The 22,409-nt window shown below is 74.3% G+C and carries 22 protein-coding genes; 14 read left to right on the top strand and 8 right to left on the bottom strand.

The genetic code is table 11. The annotated features are described in order from the left end of the window. Positions 1-5: 5 nt before the first annotated feature. The 8 genes from ACZ7EG_RS35775 to rfaE2 all read left to right on the top strand — a co-directional run bounded on the left by ACZ7EG_RS35775 (position 6) and on the right by rfaE2 (position 8,745). Complete coding sequence (locus ACZ7EG_RS35775; protein ID WP_471088345.1) at positions 6-1,682, top strand: carbamoyltransferase family protein; 1,677 nt, start codon at positions 6-8, stop codon at positions 1,680-1,682. Then, positions 1,679-2,752: a glycosyltransferase family 2 protein gene (locus ACZ7EG_RS35770; protein WP_471088343.1), complete on the top strand. Its 1,074-nt coding sequence runs from the start codon at positions 1,679-1,681 to the stop codon at positions 2,750-2,752. Before ACZ7EG_RS35775 ends, ACZ7EG_RS35770 begins: the two co-directional genes overlap by 4 nt. Further along, complete coding sequence (locus ACZ7EG_RS35765) at positions 2,749-3,357, top strand: D-glycero-alpha-D-manno-heptose-1,7-bisphosphate 7-phosphatase (protein WP_471088341.1); 609 nt, start codon at positions 2,749-2,751, stop codon at positions 3,355-3,357. The genes ACZ7EG_RS35770 and ACZ7EG_RS35765 overlap by 4 nt, the downstream gene beginning before the upstream one ends. Then, entirely contained in the window at positions 3,354-4,415 is a 1,062-nt protein-coding gene (locus ACZ7EG_RS35760) for a glycosyltransferase family 9 protein (RefSeq protein ID WP_471088340.1), read from the top strand. Before ACZ7EG_RS35765 ends, ACZ7EG_RS35760 begins: the two co-directional genes overlap by 4 nt. After that, complete coding sequence (locus ACZ7EG_RS35755) at positions 4,412-5,377, top strand: glycosyltransferase (RefSeq protein ID WP_471088339.1); 966 nt, start codon at positions 4,412-4,414, stop codon at positions 5,375-5,377. Before ACZ7EG_RS35760 ends, ACZ7EG_RS35755 begins: the two co-directional genes overlap by 4 nt. After that, positions 5,374-6,651: a glycosyltransferase gene (locus ACZ7EG_RS35750; RefSeq protein WP_471088337.1), complete on the top strand. Its 1,278-nt coding sequence runs from the start codon at positions 5,374-5,376 to the stop codon at positions 6,649-6,651. Before ACZ7EG_RS35755 ends, ACZ7EG_RS35750 begins: the two co-directional genes overlap by 4 nt. A 73-nt stretch (positions 6,652-6,724) precedes the next feature. Continuing rightward, the gene (locus ACZ7EG_RS35745; RefSeq protein ID WP_471088336.1) at positions 6,725-7,360 is read left to right on the top strand and encodes a D-sedoheptulose-7-phosphate isomerase; all 636 of its coding nucleotides are present in this window, start codon (positions 6,725-6,727) and stop codon (positions 7,358-7,360) included. After that, complete coding sequence (rfaE2, locus tag ACZ7EG_RS35740) at positions 7,357-8,745, top strand: D-glycero-beta-D-manno-heptose 1-phosphate adenylyltransferase (RefSeq protein WP_471088334.1); 1,389 nt, start codon at positions 7,357-7,359, stop codon at positions 8,743-8,745. The genes ACZ7EG_RS35745 and rfaE2 overlap by 4 nt, the downstream gene beginning before the upstream one ends. A gap of 349 nt (positions 8,746-9,094) precedes the next feature. Here rfaE2 and ACZ7EG_RS35735 read toward each other — a convergent pair whose 3' ends face one another. The 3 genes from ACZ7EG_RS35735 to ACZ7EG_RS35725 all read right to left on the bottom strand — a co-directional run bounded on the left by ACZ7EG_RS35735 (position 9,095) and on the right by ACZ7EG_RS35725 (position 11,908). Further along, positions 9,095-10,381: an MFS transporter gene (locus tag ACZ7EG_RS35735; protein ID WP_471088423.1), complete on the bottom strand. Its 1,287-nt coding sequence runs from the start codon at positions 10,379-10,381 to the stop codon at positions 9,095-9,097. Positions 10,382-10,731: 350 nt separating this feature from the next. Next, positions 10,732-11,295, bottom strand: coding sequence for a hemerythrin domain-containing protein (locus ACZ7EG_RS35730; RefSeq protein WP_471088332.1), 564 nt, complete (start codon positions 11,293-11,295; stop codon positions 10,732-10,734). Positions 11,296-11,374: 79 nt separating this feature from the next. After that, positions 11,375-11,908, bottom strand: a complete 534-nt coding sequence (locus ACZ7EG_RS35725) for a DoxX family protein (protein WP_471088330.1) — start codon at positions 11,906-11,908, stop codon at positions 11,375-11,377. Positions 11,909-12,215: 307 nt separating this feature from the next. On the opposite strand from ACZ7EG_RS35725, the gene ACZ7EG_RS35720 reads away from it, so the two are divergent. Genes ACZ7EG_RS35720 through ACZ7EG_RS35700 form a run of 5 tightly spaced genes read left to right on the top strand, consistent with a single transcriptional unit; the run spans position 12,216 to position 16,243 of the window. Further along, on the top strand, positions 12,216-12,404 hold the full coding sequence (locus ACZ7EG_RS35720; protein ID WP_471088328.1) for a hypothetical protein: 189 nt from the start codon (positions 12,216-12,218) through the stop codon (positions 12,402-12,404). Between the two features lie 20 nt (positions 12,405-12,424). Further along, positions 12,425-13,120: a hypothetical protein gene (locus ACZ7EG_RS35715; protein ID WP_471088326.1), complete on the top strand. Its 696-nt coding sequence runs from the start codon at positions 12,425-12,427 to the stop codon at positions 13,118-13,120. Beyond that, positions 13,117-14,079, top strand: a complete 963-nt coding sequence (locus tag ACZ7EG_RS35710; protein WP_471088324.1) for a DUF6895 family protein — start codon at positions 13,117-13,119, stop codon at positions 14,077-14,079. The genes ACZ7EG_RS35715 and ACZ7EG_RS35710 overlap by 4 nt, the downstream gene beginning before the upstream one ends. Continuing rightward, the gene (locus tag ACZ7EG_RS35705) at positions 14,076-14,993 is read left to right on the top strand and encodes a DUF6895 family protein (RefSeq protein WP_471088321.1); all 918 of its coding nucleotides are present in this window, start codon (positions 14,076-14,078) and stop codon (positions 14,991-14,993) included. Before ACZ7EG_RS35710 ends, ACZ7EG_RS35705 begins: the two co-directional genes overlap by 4 nt. After that, positions 14,990-16,243 (top strand): serine hydrolase domain-containing protein, encoded by a 1,254-nt coding sequence (locus ACZ7EG_RS35700; RefSeq protein WP_471088319.1) that lies wholly within the window; start codon positions 14,990-14,992, stop codon positions 16,241-16,243. The genes ACZ7EG_RS35705 and ACZ7EG_RS35700 overlap by 4 nt, the downstream gene beginning before the upstream one ends. A gap of 61 nt (positions 16,244-16,304) precedes the next feature. Here the strand turns inward: ACZ7EG_RS35700 and ACZ7EG_RS35695 are convergent, their stop codons facing one another. From ACZ7EG_RS35695 to ACZ7EG_RS35675, 5 genes are all read right to left on the bottom strand, one after another. After that, positions 16,305-17,672 carry an alpha-lytic protease prodomain-containing protein gene (locus ACZ7EG_RS35695; protein WP_471088317.1) on the bottom strand — a complete coding sequence of 456 codons (1,368 nt, stop codon included), beginning with the start codon at positions 17,670-17,672 and terminating at the stop codon, positions 16,305-16,307. A 146-nt stretch (positions 17,673-17,818) separates the two neighbouring features. Next, on the bottom strand, positions 17,819-19,483 hold the full coding sequence (locus tag ACZ7EG_RS35690; RefSeq protein ID WP_471088315.1) for an alkaline phosphatase D family protein: 1,665 nt from the start codon (positions 19,481-19,483) through the stop codon (positions 17,819-17,821). A 375-nt stretch (positions 19,484-19,858) separates the two neighbouring features. Continuing rightward, positions 19,859-20,623: a metallophosphoesterase family protein gene (locus ACZ7EG_RS35685; protein WP_471088313.1), complete on the bottom strand. Its 765-nt coding sequence runs from the start codon at positions 20,621-20,623 to the stop codon at positions 19,859-19,861. Further along, a complete protein-coding gene (locus ACZ7EG_RS35680; RefSeq protein WP_097214668.1) occupies positions 20,620-20,907 on the bottom strand; it encodes a BON domain-containing protein in 288 nt (95 codons plus the stop codon). Before ACZ7EG_RS35680 ends, ACZ7EG_RS35685 begins: the two co-directional genes overlap by 4 nt. Positions 20,908-20,917: 10 nt before the next feature. Then, positions 20,918-21,595: a nucleotidyltransferase family protein gene (locus tag ACZ7EG_RS35675; RefSeq protein WP_362050310.1), complete on the bottom strand. Its 678-nt coding sequence runs from the start codon at positions 21,593-21,595 to the stop codon at positions 20,918-20,920. A 259-nt stretch (positions 21,596-21,854) separates the two neighbouring features. Between ACZ7EG_RS35675 and ACZ7EG_RS35670 the strand changes: the two genes are divergently transcribed. After that, the gene (locus ACZ7EG_RS35670; RefSeq protein WP_471088310.1) at positions 21,855-22,409 is read left to right on the top strand and encodes a hypothetical protein; all 555 of its coding nucleotides are present in this window, start codon (positions 21,855-21,857) and stop codon (positions 22,407-22,409) included.

The following is a 22,409-nucleotide window of genomic DNA, read 5'->3' as shown; positions in this document are numbered from 1 at the left end:
TCCCCATGCGCATCCTCGGAATCAACGCCCTTTTCCACGACCCCGCCGCCGCCCTGGTGATCGACGGACGGACCGTCGCCGCCGCGGAGGAGGAGCGGTTCTCCCGGCGCAAACACGGCAAGAGACCCCTGCCGTTCTCCGCCTGGGAACTGCCCGAGCGGGCCGCGGCCTGGTGCCTGAAACGGGCCGGACTGCGCCCGCAGGACCTCGACGCGGTCACCTACTCCTTCGACCCGGCGCTGGCCCGCCCGGCCGGCGACATGGGCCTGGACGACCCGTGGGACCACCTGCGGCTGACCTACGCCCGCGAGGCGCCCGGCTTCCTGAAGACCGCCCTGCCGGGCCTCGACCCGGCCGTCGTCCGCTTCGTTCCGCACCACATGGCCCACGCCGCCTCCAGCGCCTTCGCCGCACCGGACGCCGGCAATTCCTCCGTCCTCGTCCTGGACGGCCGTGGCGAACGCGCCTCCCACCTGGCCGCCCGCCGGGTCGCCGACCGCCTGGAGGCGCTGCACGCCCAGGACCTGCCGCACTCGCTCGGCCTCATCTACGAGGAACTCACCGAACACCTCGGCTTCCTGCGCTCCTCCGACGAGTTCAAGGTCATGGCCCTCGCCTCCCACGGCAGGCCGCGCATGCTCGCCGAACTGCGCCGCCACGTGTACCCGACCGGCGACGGCGGCTTCCACGCCACCGGCGTGCCCTGGCACGAGCTGTGTCCGCCGCGCGGCCCGGACGAGCCCTGGACGCAGGACCACGCCGATGTCGCCGCCAGTGCCCAGGCCGTGCTGGAGGAGACCCTGCTCGACCTGGTGCGCTGGCTGCACGGCCGGACCCACGACCGGGTGCTCACCCTCGCCGGAGGCGTCGCCCTCAACTGTGTCGCCAACTCCCGTATCGCCCGCGAGGGCCCGTTCTCCCGGGTGTGGGTGCAGCCCGCGGCGGGCGACGCCGGCACCGCCCTGGGAGGCGCCCTGCTGCTGTCCGCCGCGCAGGGCGACGAGCCGGAGGCCATGGCCGGAGCCGACCTCGGGCGGGAGTGGTCGGACGCCGACCTCGCGGCCTGGCTGAAGACCGCGGCCGTACCGTTCGAACGGCCCCCGGACATCGCCGCCACCGTCGCCCGCGCCCTGGCGGACAACGGGATCGTCGCCTGGTTCCAGGGCCGCTCCGAGTACGGCCCCCGCGCCCTCGGCCACCGCTCCCTGCTGGCCCACCCCGGGCACGCCGGCAACCTGGAACGCCTCAACGACGTCAAGGGCCGCGAGCAGTTCCGGCCCGTCGCCCCGATGGTCCTCGCCGACCGCGCCGCCGGCATCTTCGACGGCCCGCTGCCCAGCCCGTACATGCTGTTCGTGCACGACGTGGCCCCCGCGTGGCGGGACCGCATCCCCGCGGTCGTGCACGCCGACGGCACCGCCCGCATCCAGACCGTCGACCCGGACCGCGAACCCCTGGTCGCCCGCGTGCTCGGTGAGTTCGAGCGGTTGACCGGGCTGCCCGTGGTCGTCAACACCAGCCTCAACACGGCCGGCCGACCCATGGTCGACGACCCGCGCGACGCCCTGGAGTGCTTCGGCTCCTCGCCCGTCGACCTGCTGGCCATCGGCCCGTACGCGATCCGGCGCGGCGACCTCTTCCGTACCGACTCCCGCAGCGGCGACGCCGGAGGCCCCCGATGACCCGACCCGAGGCCCTCACGGCCGACGCCGCGTACGCCGTCGTCATCCCGACCCTCGGCCGGCCCAGCCTTGGCGCCTGCCTGCACGCCCTCGCGGAGGCGACCGGGCCGGGCCCCGTCCGGGTGGTCCTCGTCGACGACCGGCCCGACGCGGCCCGCACACCCCTCACCGCCGACGTCCCACCGTCCCTGCGCGCCCGCACCATGGTCGTACCCGGCGGTGCGCGCGGCCCCGCCGCGGCACGCAACCTCGGCTGGCGGGCGGCCGGCGACGTGCCCTGGATCGTCTTCCTCGACGACGACGTCGTCCCAGGGCCCACCTGGGGCGACGACCTGGCCCTGGACCTGGCCGCGGCCACCGAGCGCACCGCCGGGATCACCGCCCGGATCGAGGTGCCCCTGCCCGCCGACCGGCGCCCCACGGACTGGGAACGCAACACGGCCGGACTCGCCGGCGCCCGCTGGATCACCGCCGACCTGGCATACCGCCGGACCGCGCTGACGGCCGTCGGCGGATTCGACGAACGCTTCCGGCGGGCCTTCCGGGAGGACGCCGACCTCGCCCTGCGCATGCTCGACGCCGGCTGGACGCTCACCGTCGGCCGGCGCACCACCACCCACCCCGTACGGCAGGCCGGGCGCTGGATCTCCGTCCGGCTCCAAGCCGGCAACGCCGACGACGTGCTGATGACCCGGCTGCACGGCCGTCACTGGTGGCGCCGGGCCGAGGCACACCGCGGGCGCCTGCCCCTGCACATGGCGGTGACCGGAGCGGGGGTGACGGCGCTCGGCTGCGCCCTGCTCGGCAGGCACCGGGCCGCCGCCGCCTGCGCCACCGCCTGGCTGGCCGGCACCACCGAGTTCGCCCTCGCCCGCATCCTGCCCGGGCCGGGCACCCGCGACGAGGTGCTCACCATGGCGGTGACCAGTGCCCTCGTCCCGCCCGCCGCGACCTGGCACTGGCTGCGCGGGCGGCTCGTGCACCGCAAGGCCCGGCCGCACACCCCGCTCGGGAGCGGTGAGCCGGCGCGCGCGCCACGCCCGGCCGCCCGGGAACGGCTGCGGTCATGACGCAGCGCCTCACCCCCTGGCTGCTCCCCGGGCACGTGCGGCAGCACCCGCACGTGCCCGGTGGCCCCCACCCCGGGGCCGTTCTCTTCGACCGCGACGGCACCCTCGTCGCCGACGTGCCCTACAACGGGGACCCGTCGCGGGTCACGCTCATGCCGGGCGCCCGCGGGGCCGTGGACGCCGTGCGCGCCGCCGGGGTGCCCGTCGGGGTCGTGACCAACCAGTCGGGTGTGGCCCGGGGCCTGCTGACCCGCCGCGACGTGGAGGACGTACGGCTGCGGGTGGAGGAGCTGCTCGGGCCGTTCGCCGTCTGGGTCGTGTGCCCGCACGGGCCGGGGGAGGGCTGCGCCTGCCGCAAACCGGCACCCGGACTGATCCTGGCCGCGTGCCGGCGGCTCGCCGTCCCACCGGAACGCACCGCCGTCATCGGCGACATCGGAGCCGACATGGAGGCGGCGCGGGCGGCGGGGGCCCGAGGGGTTCTGGTCCCCACGGCCGTCACACGTGCCGAGGAGACCGCGGCGGCCGACGTCACGGCACCGGACCTGTCGGCGGCCGTACGCCTCGTCCTCGGCTCGGCCGTCCCGGCACGGGAGCCGCGATGACCCCCTCTCCTCTTCCCCGCACCCTCGTGGTCCGTCTCGACAGCGCCGGAGACGTACTCCTCGCGGGGCCCGCCGTACGGGCGGTCGTCGCCGGATCCTCGTACACCGCGCTGCTCTGCGGACCGCAGGGCGCGGCGGCCGGGCGGATGCTGCCCGGCGTCGACGACGTGCTGACCTTCGACGCCCCCTGGGCCGGGCTGGGGCCGCCGCCGGTGACGCGTGCGGAGACCCGGCGGCTGATGGAGACGCTCACGGCGGGCCGCTTCGACCGGGCGCTCGTGCTGGTGTCGTACCACCAGAGCCCACTGCCGGCCGCCCTGCTGCTGAAGCTGGCCGGGATCGGACGGACCGCCGCCGACTGCGAGGACTACCCGGGTGCGCTCCTCGACCGGCGGCACCGCAGGAGGCCGCACCGCCACGAGGCCCTGGCCGCCCTCGACCTGGCCCGCGCCGAGGGCTTCACGCTCCCGCCCGGCGACGACGGCCGGCTGCGTGTCCTGCCGCCGCCGAGCACCGGTCACCTCACCGGCCCCGAGCCGTACGTCGTCCTCCACCCCGGGGCGGCCGTGCCCGCGCGGGCCTGGACTCCGGGCCGGGCGGCACGGGCCGTGGCCGCGCTGTCCGCCGCGGGGCACCGGGTGGTCGTCACGGGCGGGCGCGCCGAGCGCGAACTGACCGCACAGGTCGCCGGGCGGCACGCCCTGGACCTCGGCGGCGCCACCGATCTGCCCCACCTGGCCGGCGTCCTGGCCGGAGCCCGGGCCGTGGTGGCCGGCAACACCGGCCCGGCGCATCTCGCCGCCGCCGTGGGCACCCCCGTCGTCAGCCTCTTCGCACCGGTCGTGCCGGCCGACCGGTGGGCCCCCTACGGCGTACCGCACCTCCTGCTCGGCGACCCGCACGCGGCGTGCGCACAGACCCGGGCCCGGCACTGCCCGGTGCCGGGGCACCCCTGCCTCGACGGCATCGGCGACGGCGAGGTGCTCGCCGCCGTGGCGGCCCTCACGGGCCCCCCGGCGGGCCGGGGAGAACCGACCGAGCGAGGAGCGGCCGTATGAACATCCTCCTGTGGCACGTGCACGGCTCCTGGACGACCGCGTTCGTCCAGGGCCCGCACACCTACCTCGTCCCCGTCACGCCCGACCGCGGCCCGGACGGCCTCGGGCGGGCCGAGACCTTCACCTGGCCCGCCTCGGTACACGAGGTCACCCCCGCGGAGCTCGGCGACACGCCCGTCGACCTGGTCCTCCTCCAGCGGCCGCACGAGGCGGCGCTGGCCGAACGGTGGCTCGGCGGGCGCCGCCCCGGGCGGGACGTGCCCGCCGTGTACCTGGAGCACAACGCGCCCGACGGCGACGTGCCCGACACCCGGCACCCGTGCGCCGACCGCGACGACCTGACGCTCGTGCACGTCACCCACTTCAACCGGCTGTTCTGGGACGGCGGCAGCACCCGGACCGAGGTGATCGAACACGGCATCGTCGACCCGGGCCACCGCTACAGCGGCCGGCTCGCGCGCGCCGCCGTCGTCGTCAACGAACCCGTGCGCCGCGCCCGGTACACCGGCACCGACCTGCTGCCGGCCCTGGCCGAGGCCGTCCCGCTCGACGTGTTCGGGATGGGCACCGAGGGCCTGGCCGGACACCTCGGCCTGTCACCGGAGCGCTGCCACACCGCCGACCTGCCCCAGAGCGAGCTGCACACGGCGCTGGCCGAACGCCGCATGTACCTGCACCCGGTGCGCTGGACCTCCCTCGGCCTGTCCCTGCTGGAGGCGATGCACCTCGGCATGCCCGTGCTGGCGCTCGCCACCACCGAGGCGGTCGAGGCGGTCCCGCCCGGTGCCGGCACCCTGACCACCCGCCCCGACGTCCTGGCCCGCGCGGCCCGCCGCTACCTCCACGAACCCGAGGCCGCGACCGCGGACGGAGCCCGCGCCCGCCAGGCGGCCCTCGAACGCTACGGGCTCAAACGCTTCCTGGCCGACTGGGAGCGCCTGATCACGGAGGTGTGCTCATGACCCCGTCCCTCAGCCCCTTCCCGTCCGGACCGCTCGGCGGCGGTCCTCTCGACCCGGGCGTCCTCGCGATCGCGCTCGTCTCCGAGCACGCCAGCCCCCTGGCCGCACTCGGCGGAGTCGACGCCGGCGGGCAGAACGTCCACGTCGCCTGCCTCGCCGGGGCACTCGCCGACCTCGGCCACCGTGTCACCGTCCACACCCGCCGCGACGCGCCCGACCTGCCCTGGCGGGTGGAACTGCGCGACGGCGTCGAGGTCCACCACGTACCCGCCGGGCCGGCCGAACCGCTCCCCAAGGACGAGCTGCTGCCGCACATGGACGAGTTCGGCCGCCATCTCGCCCGCGGCTGGCGCACCCGGGCGCCGGACCTCGTGCACTCCCACTACTGGATGTCGGGCCTGGCCGCGCTGCGCGCCACCCGCGAGCACGGCCTTCCCCTGCTGCACACGTACCACGCCCTCGGCACCGTGAAGCGACGGCACCAAGGGCTCGCCGACACCAGCCCGCCGGAGCGGATCCTCGGCGAGATCGAGATCGGACTGAACTGCGACCGCGTCATCGCCACCTGCCGCGACGAGGTCCACGAACTGGCCCGCATGGGTGTTCCCCCGCACCGGATCGGCATCGTGCCGTGCGGTGTCGACACCGACCGGTTCACGCCCAAGGGCCCGGCCGCACCGCGCGGCCCGTACCCGCACCGGATCCTGCAGCTGGGCCGGCTCGTGCCGCGCAAGGGCGCCGCCGTGACCGTCGCCGCCCTGGCCCGCCTGCCCGGCACCGAGCTGGTCGTCGCCGGCGGGCCGCCCGCCGCACGGCTCGACGGCGACCCGGAAGTGCGGCGGCTGCGCGACATCGCCCGGGACGCCGGCGTCGCCGACCGCGTCCGCTTCACCGGTGCCCTTCCCGGCGAGGAGGTGCCGGCACTGCTGCGCTCCGCCGACGTGGTGGTCTGCCCCGCCGACTACGAACCCTTCGGCATCGTCCCGCTGGAGGCCATGGCCTGCGGCGTGCCCGTGGTGGCGAGCGCGGTCGGCGGGCAGCTCGACACCGTCGCCGACCCGGGCACCGGGCGACTGGTTCCGCCTCGCGACCCGGCCGCCCTGGCCGGCGCCGTCGCCTGGCTGCTCGCCGATCCGGAGGCCCGCGCGGCCTGCGGGGCGGCCGGCCGCCGCCGGGTGCTCAGCAGGTACGGCTGGGGCCAGGTCGCCGCGGCCACCGAGGCCGCCTACTGCGAGGTCCTCGACACCGAGTCCGCCGCCACCGGTGCCGGCTGACCCGGCCGGTTCCGCCCACCGCCCGAAGGAGGTGTGGGTCCCGCCGTCCCCGCACGGCGTGTGCCCCATCCGCATGAGCGAATCCTCTGCACAGCCCGGCCTCGACGCCGCCCGTCTGCACTGCCGGTCGCTGGAGGAGGCCCTGGGCCGCTTCCGGGAGAACGGCCTGGACCGGATCGCGGACTGGGGCGGCCGCCTCGCCGACGTCCTCGGCGGCGGCGGCCGGCTCCTCGCCGCGGGCAACGGCGGCAGCGCCGCCCAGGCCCAGCACCTCACCGCCGAACTGGTCGGCCGCTACCGCCGGGAACGCCGCGCCTACTCCGCGCTCGCCCTGCACGCCGAGACGTCCAGCATGACCGCCATCGGCAACGACTACGGCTTCGACCACGTCTACGCCCGTCAGGTCACCGCCCACGGCCGCCCCGGCGACGTCCTCATGCTGCTGTCCACCTCGGGGCGCAGCAGCAACCTCATCGCCGCCGCCGTGACCGCCCGGCAGGCCGGGCTGCGCGTCTGGGCGCTGACCGGGCGGGGCCCGAACCCTCTGGCGGAAGCCGCCCACGAGGCCCTGTGCATCGACGCGGACACCGCCGCCAACGTCCAGGAGACCCACCTCGTCGCCGTCCACCTGCTCTGCGAGTGCTTCGACACGGCCGTCTCCACGCCTCTGGCACGGCGCGCGGTCCTGACCCACGGGGGTACACCATGACCGGGCCGCACCCCCTCGTCGTCGTCGGGGACGTTCTCCTCGACGAGGACATCGAAGGCGTCTCCACCCGCCTCGCCCCCGACGCCCCCGCCCCCGTCGTCGACGTCACCGGCGGCCGCCGCCACCCCGGCGGAGCCGGACTGGCCGCCGCCCTCGCCGCCCGTGGCGGCAGGGACGTGGTCCTGGTGACCGCGCTCGGCGACGACGAGGCCAGTGAGGCGGTACGACGCGGGCTGCGCGGCCGGCTCCGGATCCTGGAGATCCCGCTGGACGGCACCCTGCCGGTCAAGACCCGCGTCCTCGCGGGCGGCCGTCCGGTCGTCCGCATCGACCGGGGCGGCGGCACCCCGGGTGAGCCCGACGACGCGGTCCGCGAGGCGCTGGCCGACGCGCACGCCGTCCTGGTCGCCGACTACGGCCGGCACACCGCGGGTGCCCTGCGACCGCTCCTGGAGGACGCCGCCCGCCGCACGCCCCTGGTCTGGGACCCGCACCCCACAGGCGACCCGCCCGTGCCCGGAGCACGCCTGGTCACCCCCAACGCGGCGGAGGCACGGGCCCTGCACCCCGGCTCCGGAGGGACCTCGCTCGGCGCGTACGCCGAGCGGGCGGCCCAGCTCGCCGAGCGCTGGCGTGCCGCCGGGGTGGCCGTCACCCTCGGCGAGCGCGGAGTGCTGCTGGCCCGGCCCGGCCCCGGCACCCCGATGCTGGTCCCGGTGCCCTACCGGGCCGCCGGGGACCCCTGTGGCGCGGGCGACTGCTTCGCCGCCACGACGGCGGCCGCTCTGGCCGACGGTCTGCTCCCCGAAGAGGCGCTGCAGCGGGCCGTCGCGGAAGCGGCCGCGTTCGTCGCCGCGGGCGGCTCGGGCAACCCCGGTCTGTGGCGGACCGAGCCCGCGCCCGGCACCGCCGACGAGCCCGCGACCGACGCGTTCGGGCTCGCCGAGCGGGTCAGGGCCCGCGGCGGCACCGTCGTCGCCACCGGTGGCTGCTTCGACCTGGTGCACGCCGGTCACGTCGGGCTGCTGGAGAGCGCCCGGCGCATCGGCGACTGCCTCATCGTGTGCCTGAACTCCGACGCGTCCGTCACCCGCCGCAAGGGGCCGGGGCGCCCGCTCAACCCGGCGGCGGACCGGGCCCGCGTCCTCGCCGCGCTCGGCAGCGTCGACGCCGTCGTGGTCTTCGAGGAGGACACGCCCGAGGCGGTACTGGCCCGGTTGCGGCCGGACGTCTGGGTCAAGGGCGGCGACTACTCCGTCCAGGACCTGCCCGAGGCGAAGGTGCTCCGCACCTGGGGCGGGCAGGCGGTGGTCCTGCCCTACCTCGACGGCCGCTCCACGACCCTGCTGGCCCGGCGGGCGGCGGAGGCGGCGTCGCGGCCGTAAGGCGCACGCGGGGGAGCGGAGCTGTACGGACCACACGTCAGGAGCTGCCCTCGTACGGCGCTTGCTCGGGTCGCCGGGACGGGACGGGACGGGGCGGGGCGGTGCCGGTCGGCCCGGCGGGTGCGGTGCCGGTGGGTCCGGTGGGTGCGGTGCCGGTGGGTCCGGTGGTGCTTGCTGGGTCGCTGGGGTCGGTGCCGGTGGGTCCGGTGGTGCTTGCTGGGTCGCTGGGTGCGGTGCCGGTGGGTCCGGTGGTGCTTGCTGGGTCGCTGGGGTCGGTGCCGGTGGGTCCGGTGGTGCTTGCTGGGTCGCCGGGGTCGGTGCCGGTCGGTCCGGTGGGTGCGGAGCCCGCTCAGGCCGCCGGGCTCAGGGCCGGCCGGCCCGGCGCTTCGTGCCCCTCCTTGCGAAGGACGACCGGTGCCGGGGCCCGGCGCCGGCGCAGCAGGGAGCCCGCCCCGATCGCGCCGGCGATGAGCAGTCCGCCGGTGACGAGGGCCCCGCGCGGCCCGGCCAGTTCCATGAGGAGGCCCAGGGCGGGAGGGCCGCCCAGCCCCCACACCGTGCCGATGCTGCCCCACACACCCAACACCCGTCCCCGCAGGTGCGGGGGCGGGTCGGTCTGGAGAACGGCCGTGCCGGCGGTGTCGGAGACGGACTCCACCACGGCCATCGGCAGGACCAGCGCGATCAGCACCGCCAGCGACGGTGACAGCCCCGCCACCACCTGCAGCAGCGCCCCCGCGGCCGCCAGTGCGCCCACGAGCCGCACGGACGGCCGGCGAAGCCGGGCGCCGAGCACCGCACCGAGGATGCCGCCGACGGCGAGCACGGTCGACACCGTGCCGAACGAACCGGCACCACCCGCGAGCGGCCCGGTGACGAGCACCGCCAGGGTGAGCCCGTAGTTGCGGCCGAACACGGAGCTGATGCCGGTCACACCCGCCAGCGCGACCAGGCGCGGCCGGCGCACGAAGTAGGCCAGCCCCTCCCGGACGGTCAGGTCGGGCCCGGTGCCCTCGGGAGCCGGGGTGTCCTGCCGCACCGCACCGGCCGCCGGACGCAGGAAGGGGATGACCGAGGCCACGAAGAGGAACGACAGCCCGTTGCCGAAGTACGCGGCGGACGTGCCGAGGAACCCGACCGCCACACCGGCCAGGGCCGCCCCCACCAGCCGGCCCGCCTGGTGCACCAGAGCCCCGACCCCGATGGCCGAGGGCACGTCCTCCGCGGGTACGAGGTCGTTGCCCAGCAGCGCGCACGCCGGGTTGTCGACGGTCGCGACGACACCCGTGAGGGCGGCCAGCACCATCAGCGAGGTCATGTCGATGAGGTCCAGCGCCACGAGGACGGCCGTGGTGAACGCGATCGCGCCGAGCACCGCCTGGCTCACGGCCGCCGTCAGCTTGCGCGGCCACCGGTCGACGGCGGCCCCGCCGAGCACGCTGATCAGCAGCGCCGGAGCGGCCTGCACGGACATGGACAGGCCTGTTGCGGCGGCGGACCCGGTGATCTGCAGGACCAGCAGGTTCTGCACCGTGAGCTGCATCCACGTACCGGCGTTCGACACGAAGTTCGCGACGGACCACCAGCGCATGCTGCGGTACCGCAGCGACCGCCAGGGCGAGCGGGAAGCGGGCAGGGCAGGGGAGGGGAAGGAAGGCACAGTGCGGTACTCGAAGACGAGTCGGAGGACTCAAAGGAGGGCGACGAGGGAGCGCGGCACACCGGCGGCGCTGCACGGTGGACCCCTCGACGGGTACGGCGCCGACCATCGTGGCAGAGGGGACCGGAGAAGCGGTTCCACCTGCCCTTGATCCACCCTCTCCCGCCGTCCAAACGCCCTGCCCGGCAGGGGCCTTGAGGCCACAGTGTGGTTGATCACACGGCAGTCGGCACACGGCAGTCGACACACGGCGGTTGATCACGCGCACACGGAAGCGGGGCCCGTCGCCTCGGGCGACGAGCCCCGCTCATCGGGGGTGACCTGGCTTACCCGGACTTGCCCCGGCCGCTCAGGGCGTCCCGCAGCCGGTCCACCATTCCGGTGCCCGGAGCCAGGAGCTTGTTGGCCGGAGGCTTGTCGGGGGCCGCCGGGTGGGGCCGGGTCGGAGCGGTCTTCTTCGCCTTGCGCACCTTGTCGCCCAGCTCGTTGAGCGTGTCCATCGGACAGGCCTGCCGCAGCCGCGGGAAGAGGTTGCCCTCCTCGTCGGCGATGTGCGAGCGGATCTCGCTCATCAGCATGCCCACCAGCCGGTCGAAGTCGGCGTCGCCGGCGTCGCAGCCCTCCAGATCCTTCATGATCTGCTCGGCCGTGGCGTGATCCTTCAGCTCCTGATCGGCGACGGCGTCCCCGCCCGCCACGTGCTCGCGTACGGCGGGGTAGAGGTAGGCCTCCTCGGCCACCGAGTGCCGTACGAGCTCCATCGTGACCTGATCGGCGTACATCTTGCGTTCCTGGTGGCCGGACGGCAGTGCCTCGATCCTGCCGAACATCTCCTCGACCTCGCGGTGGTCGGTCACCAGCTCCTCGATGACGTTTCCTCCGTGTCCCATCTCCTTCACCTCCAGCGCTGGGGTCCCCCCCGTCCTCGGGGGGTTGACGTGCCGGTCCGCCGGGTGCCGCGCCGGCGGCTCAGGCGGGGAGCTTGGCCCGGACCCGCCCCACCGCGGTGGCCGGCCGCGCGGTGGCGCGGACGGAGCGGCGCACCAGGCCCGCGTCGCGCCGCAGACCCCGGGCGGCGTGGGTGCCGCGCCACACCACCGAGGGGCGGGCGCCGGTGTCGTCGGCGGCGATCAGCAGTCCGCCGAGCATGGACATGTTCTTGAAGAAGTGGATGCGCTGCTGCGCCCGCTCCTCGGGGTTCTGCGCCTCCCAGAAGCGGTGTCCCGCCAGTGTGGTCGGCACCAGCGTTGCCGCGATGGCCAGTGCGGCCGGGCGCGGCACGCGCCCCGTGGCCAGCATCAGCCCCGCCGCCACCTGTACGGCTCCGCTGAGCCGTACGACCTGCTCGGTGCGGTCCGGCAGGACCGGGACCCGCTCGGTGACCGGTTGGACGACAGGCTCGGCGGCGTCGGACACCTCCTTCGGGTCGCGGACGGAATTCATACCGCCCGTGAGGAACATCGAGGCCAGCAAGGGGCGGCCGAGCACACGCAACAGACTCATGGCCCTCTCCAGAGAGTCGGTGGGTACAGCGCTCGCCGGGTTCCCCAGCCCGGCCCGAACCACTCACACCGTCCGGTGCCGCGCCCACGCCTCCTCGCGCAGCGCCCCGGACAGCCGTCCGCACCGTGCGGGTTGTGGCCCGCTCTGACCAGGGGTGAGGTATCAGGGACAACTGCCGCAAACCAAGTAACACATGCGCGAGATGTTGAAGAAGTGATGCAAATAAACTTCTGCGCCAGTTGGCATGATTTGTCGCAATCAGGTGCACTAGAGAGGAAGCATCCACTTCAGCAGAGGAGATGGTGCAATGACTGCCACCGAGAAGGCCACCAAGGACCTGACGGGCATCCAGAGCGCCGACATCGAGGCCGCGCTCGACCCCGCAGAAGCCGACGGCATCTACCGCGACAGCCGCGAGTGCGCCGCACTGGCCCTGTTCAAGGGCGGCTACGGCCTGCTCCTTTCGCCGCCCACCCCGCGCCCCAAGAAGGGCTAGTGGACCGACAGGAGTAGAAGATGGAGCAGTCAGGCACTTCGTCCCTCTTGCAGGGCGCGGTGCAGGACCTGGCTTCCGGTGTGGTCTCCGCTCTTCGGAGCGGAGACCACGCTCGTGCGACCGCCCCCGAGCGGTCCCACGCGGAAGCCGAGGACCTCGCCCTCGCGGCCGTACGCGTGCTGGGAGCCGACGCGTTGCTGCCGAGCACCCTTCTGCACACCCCGCCCCTGCCCGACGAACTCGCCGTATTCCGCAAGGCCGTGGAGGCCTACCCGCCCGGAGCCGACGCCGCACCCACCGTCCGGTGGAGCCACTGGGCCATGCGGCACACGCTGCGGCGGCTCGACCCGGGCCACGCCGACGCCCCGCACGAGGAGCCCGACGCCGCGTGGCTCGAGGACGCGACCTGGCAACTCCTGACACACCAGCTCGCGGTGCTGGCCGCCCTCGCCGTGCCGGGGGAGGACTGCGCGGTGGCCCGCGCGGCACGGCAGCGTCCGGTCGACGTAGCCCGGGGCTTCGTGCGCGCGGTACGCCGCAGGGACTGGCGACAGGCGGCCGGCGCCGGACGCTGGCTGACCCTGCTGGAGGGCGTACCGCAGACGCTGGGACTCGACAACGGCCTGGACTTCGTGGAGCTGATGGGCGGTCAGGATCCGCTCGTGGCTCTGCAGGTGAGTGCGGCACGGCTGACGCGGACGGGAGCGTTCGTGTGAGGGACGCACGGGGGACACGGCAGGTGGCCGAGGACGCGCTGGCATGGGTGTCGGCGCATCGCGCGCAGTTCGCGCTGGGCGAGGACGCGCTGGCCGCCGACGGACAGGTGAACCGCAGCTGGAAGCCGCTCGGGGAACTGGCCCAGGTGTGCGCGACCGTGTGCCGGCACACCGCGCCCCCGGATCCGCTCCACGCATGCGCGGCCGACCTGATGGCCTTCGCGTGGCAGGAGACCGGCCAGGGCGAGCTCTTCATGCGCCTGCAGCGGCTGGAACCCTTCGCCACCTACCCCTTGGAGGTGTACGCCGCCATGGCCGCGGCGGGCCTGCGCCACCGAGGCTACGAGGCGGCCGCCGCCACCGTCGCCCGCACCCGCGGCTGGCAGCTCACCGAGCAGGAGCCGACGCGGCGGCTCGGCGTCCTGAACGCCGAGGGGCGCAGCGGCATCCGGCAGTCCGACGCGATGCCGCGGTCGCTGCGGCGCACCTGGCTGGCCGGGCTGCCCGAGCCCTGGACCTTCGAGCAGTCCTCCGGCTACTCCCTCACCCACGTGGTCTTCCACCTCACGGACTGGGGCCGCGCCGGGCCCGCTGGGCTCCCACCCGACCTCGCCGGCTACCTGGCCGACTGGCTGCCGCCCTGGCTCGACACCTGTCTCGACGCCGGGATGTGGGACCTCGGCTGCGAGCTGCTGGCCGTGGCGGCGAGCCTGCCCCTGCTGCCCGAACCCGCCGTCCTGCACGACGCCTGGGCCCGGATCGCGGCGGTACAGCACCCCCTCGGCGCGGTCCCGGAGCAGGGGAGCGGAGCGGACCACGACAGCAGCCCGGACTTTCTCTCCCACTACCACCCCACCCTCATGGCGGCCTTCGCGGCGACCCTGACCACCGGGCGGCTCGACGACGGAACCCGGGCAGCCACGCACCACCGGCCCGGCGGACAAGGAGTGCTGGGATGACCGACACCCGCCTGATCCACAACGTCGGAGTAGGCGCCCTGGAATGGCTGTGGGCCCACCGTGACGGATTCGAGCTGGAACCCGACGTCGACCCCGAGATCGGCTTCCTGGAGCGCTTCAAACCCATCGGCGAACTGGCCATGATCTGCAAGGTGCTGTTCCGCGAGGGTGTCGCGGGATCGCGCCAGGCGCAGCTGGCCCGGCAACTCCTCGACCACGCCTGGCGCGAGACACTGGACGGCGGCCGCATGCTGGTGCGCGGACAGCTCACGGAGCCCATCTCCCCCATCCCCTTCGAGGTGTACCTGCCCTTCAAGGAACTCGGCTACAGCCGGCCGGAGGTGGAGCGGGCAGCCGTCCTCAACCACCGGATCGACAGCTGGGCGGCTTTCGAGGCGACCCCCACCCGGCGGCTCGGCCTGTCCGCGTTCCAGCGCCGGTTCGGCCTCCCGCCCCGGCCGCCGGAGGCCGAAGTGAGGGGCACGACCTGGCTGGCCCGCACCCCCGAGCCCTGGACGGTGGAGGGGCACATCGCCTACGACGTCACGCACAACGTGTTCCACCTGACCGACTGGGGGGAGAGGCCGGACGGTCTGCCGCCCGCCACCGCCGACTACCTCGCGACCTGGCTGCCGGTCTGGATCGACGACTGGCTGGACCTGGAACGCTGGGACCTGCTGGGCGAACTGCTGGTGGTCGACGCCTGCCTGCCCCGTCCGACCCTGGACGAACGGGCCTGGGAGGGCTTCGCCGCGGCACAGCAGCCCGACGGCGCCATGCCCGCCCTGCGGACGATGCCCGAGGGCGCGCCGGACGAGGTGTTCGACATCGTCTACCACCCCACCCTGGTCGCCGCCTACGCCTCCGTACTGGCCACATCCCGGTCGTTGTCCCTGCTGGCGCCCGCGTCATGACGTCCCGTCGGCACGCACCCTGGCCGGGTGGAGCGCTCGGCGACGCCGAATCCGCGGCCAACGAGCCGCCGTCCGTACGCCACGCGCCGACCGACGACGACCCGGAGGCCTCGCGCGGCACGCCTGCGGACCGGTCCCCTGCCCCGCATGACATGCCGTCGGACGAGTCCCGGCACCTGCGCGCCGCGCTCACGACCGCGGGGCCCGCCCCGCGCGTCCGGTCGCCGGAACCTCCCCCCGACGACGGCCCGGTCCTTGAACGGCTCGCCGACGCCGTCACCGCGTCCGACGCCCCGCAGGTGGTGTTCGCCCTCTCCCGGCACGGGCGCCGCAGCCTCGTGAGCGGCGGCACCGCCCCGTCCCCGCCGCTCGCCCCCGAGAACCTGCGCTACGAGATCGGCTCGGCGACGAAGACGTTCACCGGGCTGCTGCTGGCCCGGCTGATCAGCAGCGGCCGGCTGACCGGTGGTGAACCGGCCGCCGCCCTCCTGGGCGGGGGGCGGCCGGCAGGTGCGAACCCGGTGACGCTCGCCCACCTGATCACCCACACCTCCGGGCTGCCCGCCCTGCCGGCCGGGTTCCTCCTCCGGGCCCTGCCCGCCTGGACCACCAACCCGTACGCCCGCTTCCCGGAGGCCCGGGTCGTCGACGCCTTCCTGCGTCACCGGCCGCGCCACCGCCCCGGCACCCGGTGGCGCTACTCCAACTTCGGTGTCGCCGTCCTCGGACACGCACTGGCCGCCGCGACCGGCACCCCCTGGGAGGACCTGCTCACCGACCAGATCCTGCGGCCCCTCGGTCTGGACGACACGACCCTGCGCGCTGACGACTGTGGTCTCGACGCCCTCGGGCACGGAAGGGACGGCGTGTCACCCGTGCCCGCCTTCGACGCCGGAGGCTTCCAGGCGGCGGGTGCCGTACGGGCCACGCCGCACGACCTGCTCACCTTCCTCGAGGCGCACCTGGACCCGACCGGCGTGTCACCGCACCTCGCCCCCGCCCTGCGGGCGGTGCGCCGCCCCGTGCTGCGCAGGGGCATCGGGCACCGGCACGTCCACACCATCGCCTGGTTCCGTCACCCGACGGACGGCGAACCGATGTACTTCCACAGCGGCGCGACGCTCGGCCACCAGGCGTTCCTGGGCTTTCGCGCCGACACCGGCACCGCCCTGGCCGCGCTGTGCACCCGCCGCTTCCGCGCCCACGACCCGTTCCTGGCCACCGCGTACGCGCTGCTGGCACAGGAGTAGCGGGTCCCACCCGGCGCCGGCGGTACATGCCTCGCGGACGCCGGACAGTCCTGCCCCCTCGTCACACCCGCCGCCACAGGGCCGGCGTGCGGGTGGGCGCCCATGCGCCCTGCGCCTGGTGGGTCTGCAGGCACCGGTAGCGCACACCGGCGTGAAGCACGGTGGCCCCGGCTTCATAGACACGGCCCACTGCCCACGCCTGCGTGACGTTGCCCTGCGGAGGCGTGGGTGCGACGGCGGCGGTCTTCAGGGTGAGGCCGAAGTCGCTGAGGAGCGCATTGATCGGCTGGTAGAACGTGGTGCCCCCGCTCCCGCAGTCACCGGTACCGCCGGAGGTCACGCCCTGTGCCTGGACGCCCGCGACAAAGGGCCCGCCGGAGTCGCCCGGCTCGGCGCACACCGTCGTCCGGGTCAGGCCGTCCACCCTGCCCTGTGCGTAGCTGACGCTGGTGTCGTGCTGCCCGATGCTGCCGCAGTGCCACCCGGTGGTGGAGCCCGAGCGGCAGACGGCGGCCCCGACGAGCGCCTGGACCGAGCCGGTGATCTGCACCTTCTGGTCGCCCTCGGCCCTCACGTTCGCGGTCGTGTTCCACTGGTCGTCGACGGCGACCCACGACATGTCCTTGCCCGGAAACGTGGAGGCCTGGAACGTGCCCTGCGCCGTCTTGTCGAAGCCGGTCGTCGTGTCGCCCTGCTTGCCGCAGTGGCCCGCCGAGGCGAAGCCCTGCTGTCCGCCCTTCGTGACGGAGAAGCCGATCGAACACCGGGCGGCGCCGTCGATGTAGTAGGCGTCGCCGCCGGTGATGTCCGCCAGGAGGCGTGGCCGGTTCGCCGTCACCTTGACGCCGACGCCCTTGGCGTCGAGGCCGGCCGACTTGATGAACGCGGCGGCCGCGGCCTTGGTCCGGGCCTCCACGGCGACCCGGTTCGTGGGGACGTCGACGTACCACAGGGGCGTGTCGCGGGTGTCGACGCGGGCCGCCGCCCGGTCCAGCTTCCTCTTCGCGGCCGTCAGGTCGCGCAGCGTCTTCTTCACGACGGCCGCTTTGGCACCCTGGGCCTTGATGGTGGGCACGTCGGTGGCCTTGGTGGTCGCCACCACGAGCTCCTGCGAGGTCGCGCCGCGCAGCCAGGCCCCCGCGAAACGGTTCCCCAGCGCGTTGCGCAGCAGCCCTGCCCGGGTTCCCGCCTCCGCCTCGTTGATCAGCCGCCGGGAGGCCTGGGTCCGGGTCAGCCCGAGGTCACGCTCCAGGGCGCGCAGCAGCGGAGCCGACGGCCGGTCGGCGCCGAGGGTCTGGGCGGTCGAGGGCAACGGGCCCGCGGGGGGTGCCGGTTCGGCCGCCACGGCGGACGGGAACCCGGTGGCGAGGAGCGCGCCGAGTGCGGTCAGAGCCGTCCGGCGGCCGGTCACGGCATGTCTGGGTGCCATTCGATGTGTCTCCTTCGATCGCGGTGAAACTGCCGACGAGGCCATATGCCTTGCCGGAGCGCCCCCGAGTGATGTCCCGGGCCGCCCCGTTTCGCGCTGTGGTGCGGGGAAGGGCGCCATGTGCAGTACTGCGGACACCCGGCGTGTCACGCGGACTTCAGGCCGGGCGAACCCACCTCCGTGACGAAGGACGCGGCCGTCGAGATGGTGCCCCCGGGCGTGTTGACGGCCGAGACGGTCCGGAAGTCGACCTCGGCCTTCTGGCGGCCCAGCTCGACCCGGACGTAGCCGCGCCGGCCGTCGTAGTACTTCATGTGGGGGTTGGCCTTCATGAACGTGTCCCAGTTGTCCGGCTTGCTGGTTCCGTTCCCGCCGCTGGCGATGGAGGTGCAGGTGAACTCCGTGCCCAGCGTCCTGGACTGCGGGTCGTCGAAGTCGTCCTTGAGGTCGAAGGCGTAGCCGACGTGAACATCGCCCGTGAGGACCATCCAGTTGTCGATGCCGGCGGCTTTCGCGCCCGCCATGACCCGGCCACGGGAGGCTCGGTAGCCGTCCCAGGCGTCCATGGAGACCCGGGCCGGCTCGGTCAGGTCGAACTTGCGCTGAGAGAAGCACACCTGCTGGGGCATCACGTTCCACAGCGCGCCGGAGTTGCGCCAGCCGTCCAGAAGCCAGCGCTCCTGCGCGGCGCCCGTGAGCGTACGGGCCGGATCGTCCGACTCGCTGCCCGGTGCGTGTGGCCGGTCGTCGTAGGCCTGGTCCGAGCGGTACTGGCGGGTGTCGAGGATGTCGAACTGGGCGAGCGAACCCCAGGCCAGCCGGCGGTACAACCGGGCATCGGGGCCCTGCGGCAGCTGCTCGGCACGCAGCGGCTGGTTCTCCCAGTAGGCCCGGTAGGCGGCGGCGCGCCGCACCAGGAACTGCTCCTGGGGGCTGCCGTTCTCGTCGAGGCCGCCTGCGTAGTTGTTCTCCGTCTCGTGGTCGTCCCAGGTGACGAGGAACGGGTGCCGGGCGTGCGCGGCGAGCAGGTCCGGGTCGCTCTTGTAGAGGGCGTAGCGCAGCCGGTAGTCCGCCAGGGTGGTCGTCTCGCGGTTGAAGACGTCAGGGAGTGTGCGGTCGGTGTAGCGACGGGCCCCGCCGGTGGAGTCCACCGGGTACTCGTACAGGTAGTCGCCGAGGTGGAACACCACGTCGACGTCCTCCTGCGCCAGATGCCGAAAGGCCGTGTAGTAGCCGTCCTGGTAGGCCTGGCAGGCCACGGCGGCCAGTCGCATGCCCGCCGTGTCCGTGCCCAGGGCCGGCGCCGTACGGGTCCGGCCGGTGGGGCTGATCCAGTTGCCCACCCGGAACCGGTAGTAGTAGTGGCTGTCCGGCATCAGGCCCTTGATGTCGACGTGCACACTGTGGCCGTACTCGGGATGGGCCGTGGCGGTCCCCTCCTGCGCGACGATCGCGAACCACTCGTCCAGGGCCACCTCCCAGGAGACGACGACCCGCTGCCGGCCCAGGCCGCCGTCCTCGGCGAACGGCTCGGGGGCCAGCCGGGTCCAGATCAGTACCGAGTCGGGCAGCGGGTCGCCGGAGGCCACACCCAGGGTGAACGGGTCGTCGGACACCCGGGCGGCGTCGAGTTCGGGAGCGGCGGTGGCGCCGCGGGCCGGCCGGTTGGTGGCGAAGGCGAGCATCACCGCCGCCGCGGTGACCGTGAGGAACCGGCGGCGGGCGACATGCGGCGCGGCGGTGCGCAGCACGGCGTCGTGCGGGGAGAAAGCATGCTCGGACGGTGCTCTGCGACGGCCCGTCAGCGCCATCTGGTGTCCTCTCGTACGGGGCGGTTGCGCTCCCGTGCGGATGCGTGGGGACATCGTCGGCGTGCGGAGCGCGGAGCTCGCATGCTAAGCAGACAAAATGCTTTAAACGGGCACGACGTGCGGGGGGTTCACACCACAGGTGGTACACCGGTGGCTCGGTGCGCCTGGCGGCGGGCAGCAGAAGACCCCGCGCCGGCGATCGCGTGCGGCGCGAGAGGAGTGACAAGCGAGGCCCGACCGGGCCTGCGTACACGGAAGGATCGTGTGAAGGCGTTGCTGCGGTCGCGGATCACTTCCACCTGCGGGCCGGCACCGACCGTCGCAGCGCTCCCGGTCCGAACCGGCCGCTGCGGCAGCCCTTCACCGGCCAGGTCCTCAGCGGGCCTGCCGGACGGCGGCGCCGGTCGCGGCCGGCTCGCGCGCCGGCAGGTGGTAGACGTGGAAGGCCCGTCCGATGACCGGCTGGGCGACGTTGCGCACCCGCACGCCGCCGCTCGTCATGCCGTGTTCGGTGCCGGCGTGGGCGTGCCCGTGCACCGCGAGGTCGGCGCCGGCGGTGTCGATCGCCTCCGCCAGCAGATAGCTCCCCAGGAACGGGTAGATCTCCAGCGGCTCGCCCGCCAGGGTGTCCGGGACGGGGGAGTAGTGGGTCAGGGCGATCCGCGCGTCACAGCCCTCCTGGGCCAGTTGCTCCAGGGCGGCCCGCAGACCGTCGGCACACCGGCGCGCGTGCCGGACGAACTCCTTCATCACCGGCTCGCCGAACTCCCCGGCACACCGGCCGACGAAGCCGCCCCCGAACCCCTTGGTCCCGGCGACGCCGATCCGCGCCCCGCCGCTCTCCACGACCGTGCCCTGTCCTTCCAGCACCTGCGCGCCGGCGTCCCGCAGGATGGCCGTGACCTCGTCCGGACGATCGTCGTGGTGGTCGTGGTTGCCGAGGACGGCGACGACCGGAACGGCCAGGTCCTGGATCTCCCGGGCCACCACCCGCATCTCCTCGGGCGTGCCGTGCCGGGTGAGGTCCCCGGCCAGCAGCAGGAGGTCGGCGCACTCGGGCAGGGTCTCGAAGGCGGGGCGCAGCACACCCTGGCTGTCGGGCCCCATGTGGATGTCTCCGACGGCTGCGATGCGGATCATGAGAGCTCCTCCGCGTGGTCGGGAGAGGACGCCTCGGTGACCACGAGGTCGCTGTGCACGGGGAACCCGGCGAGCTCCTCGTGGACGGTGCGCACGATCTCGTCGCGACAGGGCGCCGAGGGCACGGTGCCGGTGAGCAGGACCGTCCGGCCGCGGGCCTCGACCCGTACACCCAGTTCACCGAGCTCGCCGGAGGCGAGGCGATCCTGGAGGTGGGCGATGCGGTAGTCCAGGTTCTCGGCCGGCGGCCCGCCGCCCGCGTCCTGGGAACCGTGGGTGCTCATGGGTGCTCCTTCAGATGACGTTCAGGCGCTCCAGGAGGAAGAAGAAGGCCGCGGGCATGGGCTCGTCCCCGCACTCGCGCCGCACCTTCTCCCAGTCGACCTTCTCCCGCAGGGCGCGTGCGATGGGCAGGGCCGCCCCGAAGTCGCAGTGGTGTTCCGAGAACGCGGCGGTCAGACTCCACAGCAGATCGGTCGGGGCCAGCACGGGCATGCGCACCGAGTCGACCGACAGCTCCTGCGCCCGCTCCAGCATGTCCGCGCCGACCGGCCGGTGTGCCAGCTCGAAGATGATGTCGACCGGCTGGCCGAAGCACGTGGCCTTGATCAACCAGTCCTCCGGCGGGGTGTACACCGTCAGCCCGGCCTCGTGCAGCGTGGCCGCCACCGCTTCCGCGTCCTCGGGGCGGATCGCGAAGTCGACGTCGTGCTGGAGGTTCTTCTCGCCGCCGTGGGCGTACGCGGCCACACTCCCCGCCAGCGCGAACAGGTGCCCCTTGCGCTTGAGCAGGGCGCCGACCTGTTTGGCCGCCTCCAGGAGCGCCTGGTTGCGGTCCTGGGGGAGTTCCTGCAGCGGCTGGTCCGCCTGCGGATCCTGTGGTGGCGCGGGCTCGGCACCGTCCGGTGCCGTCCGGAGGTCGGGGATCCCCGGTCGCCGGACGAGCGTCGCGTCATCACCGTTCTGCGTCATGACCACTCCTTCGCCGAACCGGACAATCCGCTCCCGTGCGGTGTCCGGACCCGAGACGGCCTGTGTGCCCGCATTGAGTACCCGGTGTTCCCGACCCGACACGGACGGCTTCCACGCGCCTTTCACCCGGCCGACCGCCCCGGAGTGTCCCGGGACCCCGGCCGAACAAGAGAAGCGCATAGCTCGCCAAAGGCGGAATATGGGGCAAAGGGGTGGGAAGCCGGATCACGCCGCCGACAACGCGCTTGTGGAGGTCGACATGAACCAGGAGACATCACGTTCGTCGGATCTTCCGCAGCCGTTGCGGGCCGTGGCCTCGGGCCTCAGGCACCTGCCGGGCGCGGAGCAGGTGGGCAAGGCGGCCACGGGCGCGCTGGACATGATCGGCGCCGTCTCGCCGCGCGGCCGCCGGATGGCCGTCTACGCCGGCGCCGGGGTGCTCGGCGTGACCGGACTGGTGGAGTGGCCGGTCGCGGTGACCGGAGCCGCCGTGGCCTGGCTGACCCGGCCGCGGCCCGTGCAGCGGCCCGACGGCGCGTCACCGAACGGCGGAACACCGACCGGCAGCAGCGACGACCACCGCACCGCCCAGGCCGGCGAGTACGACGAGGACACCTCCGCGTACGGCCCCGGCGGCAAGCTCGCCTCCTCCCACTACCGGCACGATCGGCCGGAACAGCACGTCCACGAACAGCCCGCCAAGGTCGGCGACACCGCCACCGCCTCCGCCCTGAAGCAGGTCGCCGAGGCCACCGCGCACCACGGCGACGAGCAGCCCCACGGGCCCGCACACGACAGCCGCCCCACCGGCTGA

The organism is Streptomyces sp. NPDC037100 (assembly GCF_055606225.1).
The sequence above is the reverse complement of the archived record's forward strand: the minus strand, read 5'-3'. Positions and strand labels throughout refer to the sequence as shown.

Bases quoted from the DNA above. Each gene is read 5' to 3' on its own strand.
- ACZ7EG_RS35715 (WP_471088326.1), top strand. From the start codon at position 12,425: ATGGAGCAGTCAGGCACTTCGTCCCTCTTGCAGGGCGCGGTGCAGGAC.
- ACZ7EG_RS35755 (WP_471088339.1), top strand. From the start codon at position 4,412: ATGAACATCCTCCTGTGGCACGTGCACGGCTCCTGGACGACCGCGTTC.
- ACZ7EG_RS35675 (WP_362050310.1), bottom strand. From the start codon at position 21,595: ATGACGCAGAACGGTGATGACGCGACGCTCGTCCGGCGACCGGGGATC.
- ACZ7EG_RS35730 (WP_471088332.1), bottom strand. From the start codon at position 11,295: ATGGGACACGGAGGAAACGTCATCGAGGAGCTGGTGACCGACCACCGC.
- ACZ7EG_RS35695 (WP_471088317.1), bottom strand. From the start codon at position 17,672: ATGGCACCCAGACATGCCGTGACCGGCCGCCGGACGGCTCTGACCGCA.
- ACZ7EG_RS35680 (WP_097214668.1), bottom strand. From the start codon at position 20,907: ATGAGCACCCACGGTTCCCAGGACGCGGGCGGCGGGCCGCCGGCCGAG.
- ACZ7EG_RS35705 (WP_471088321.1), top strand. From the start codon at position 14,076: ATGACCGACACCCGCCTGATCCACAACGTCGGAGTAGGCGCCCTGGAA.
- ACZ7EG_RS35750 (WP_471088337.1), top strand. From the start codon at position 5,374: ATGACCCCGTCCCTCAGCCCCTTCCCGTCCGGACCGCTCGGCGGCGGT.
- ACZ7EG_RS35690 (WP_471088315.1), bottom strand. From the start codon at position 19,483: ATGGCGCTGACGGGCCGTCGCAGAGCACCGTCCGAGCATGCTTTCTCC.
- ACZ7EG_RS35775 (WP_471088345.1), top strand. From the start codon at position 6: ATGCGCATCCTCGGAATCAACGCCCTTTTCCACGACCCCGCCGCCGCC.
- ACZ7EG_RS35685 (WP_471088313.1), bottom strand. From the start codon at position 20,623: ATGATCCGCATCGCAGCCGTCGGAGACATCCACATGGGGCCCGACAGC.
- ACZ7EG_RS35725 (WP_471088330.1), bottom strand. From the start codon at position 11,908: ATGAGTCTGTTGCGTGTGCTCGGCCGCCCCTTGCTGGCCTCGATGTTC.
- ACZ7EG_RS35720 (WP_471088328.1), top strand. From the start codon at position 12,216: ATGACTGCCACCGAGAAGGCCACCAAGGACCTGACGGGCATCCAGAGC.
- ACZ7EG_RS35700 (WP_471088319.1), top strand. From the start codon at position 14,990: ATGACGTCCCGTCGGCACGCACCCTGGCCGGGTGGAGCGCTCGGCGAC.
- ACZ7EG_RS35745 (WP_471088336.1), top strand. From the start codon at position 6,725: ATGAGCGAATCCTCTGCACAGCCCGGCCTCGACGCCGCCCGTCTGCAC.
- ACZ7EG_RS35760 (WP_471088340.1), top strand. From the start codon at position 3,354: ATGACCCCCTCTCCTCTTCCCCGCACCCTCGTGGTCCGTCTCGACAGC.
- ACZ7EG_RS35670 (WP_471088310.1), top strand. From the start codon at position 21,855: ATGAACCAGGAGACATCACGTTCGTCGGATCTTCCGCAGCCGTTGCGG.
- ACZ7EG_RS35765 (WP_471088341.1), top strand. From the start codon at position 2,749: ATGACGCAGCGCCTCACCCCCTGGCTGCTCCCCGGGCACGTGCGGCAG.
- rfaE2 (WP_471088334.1), top strand. From the start codon at position 7,357: ATGACCGGGCCGCACCCCCTCGTCGTCGTCGGGGACGTTCTCCTCGAC.
- ACZ7EG_RS35770 (WP_471088343.1), top strand. From the start codon at position 1,679: ATGACCCGACCCGAGGCCCTCACGGCCGACGCCGCGTACGCCGTCGTC.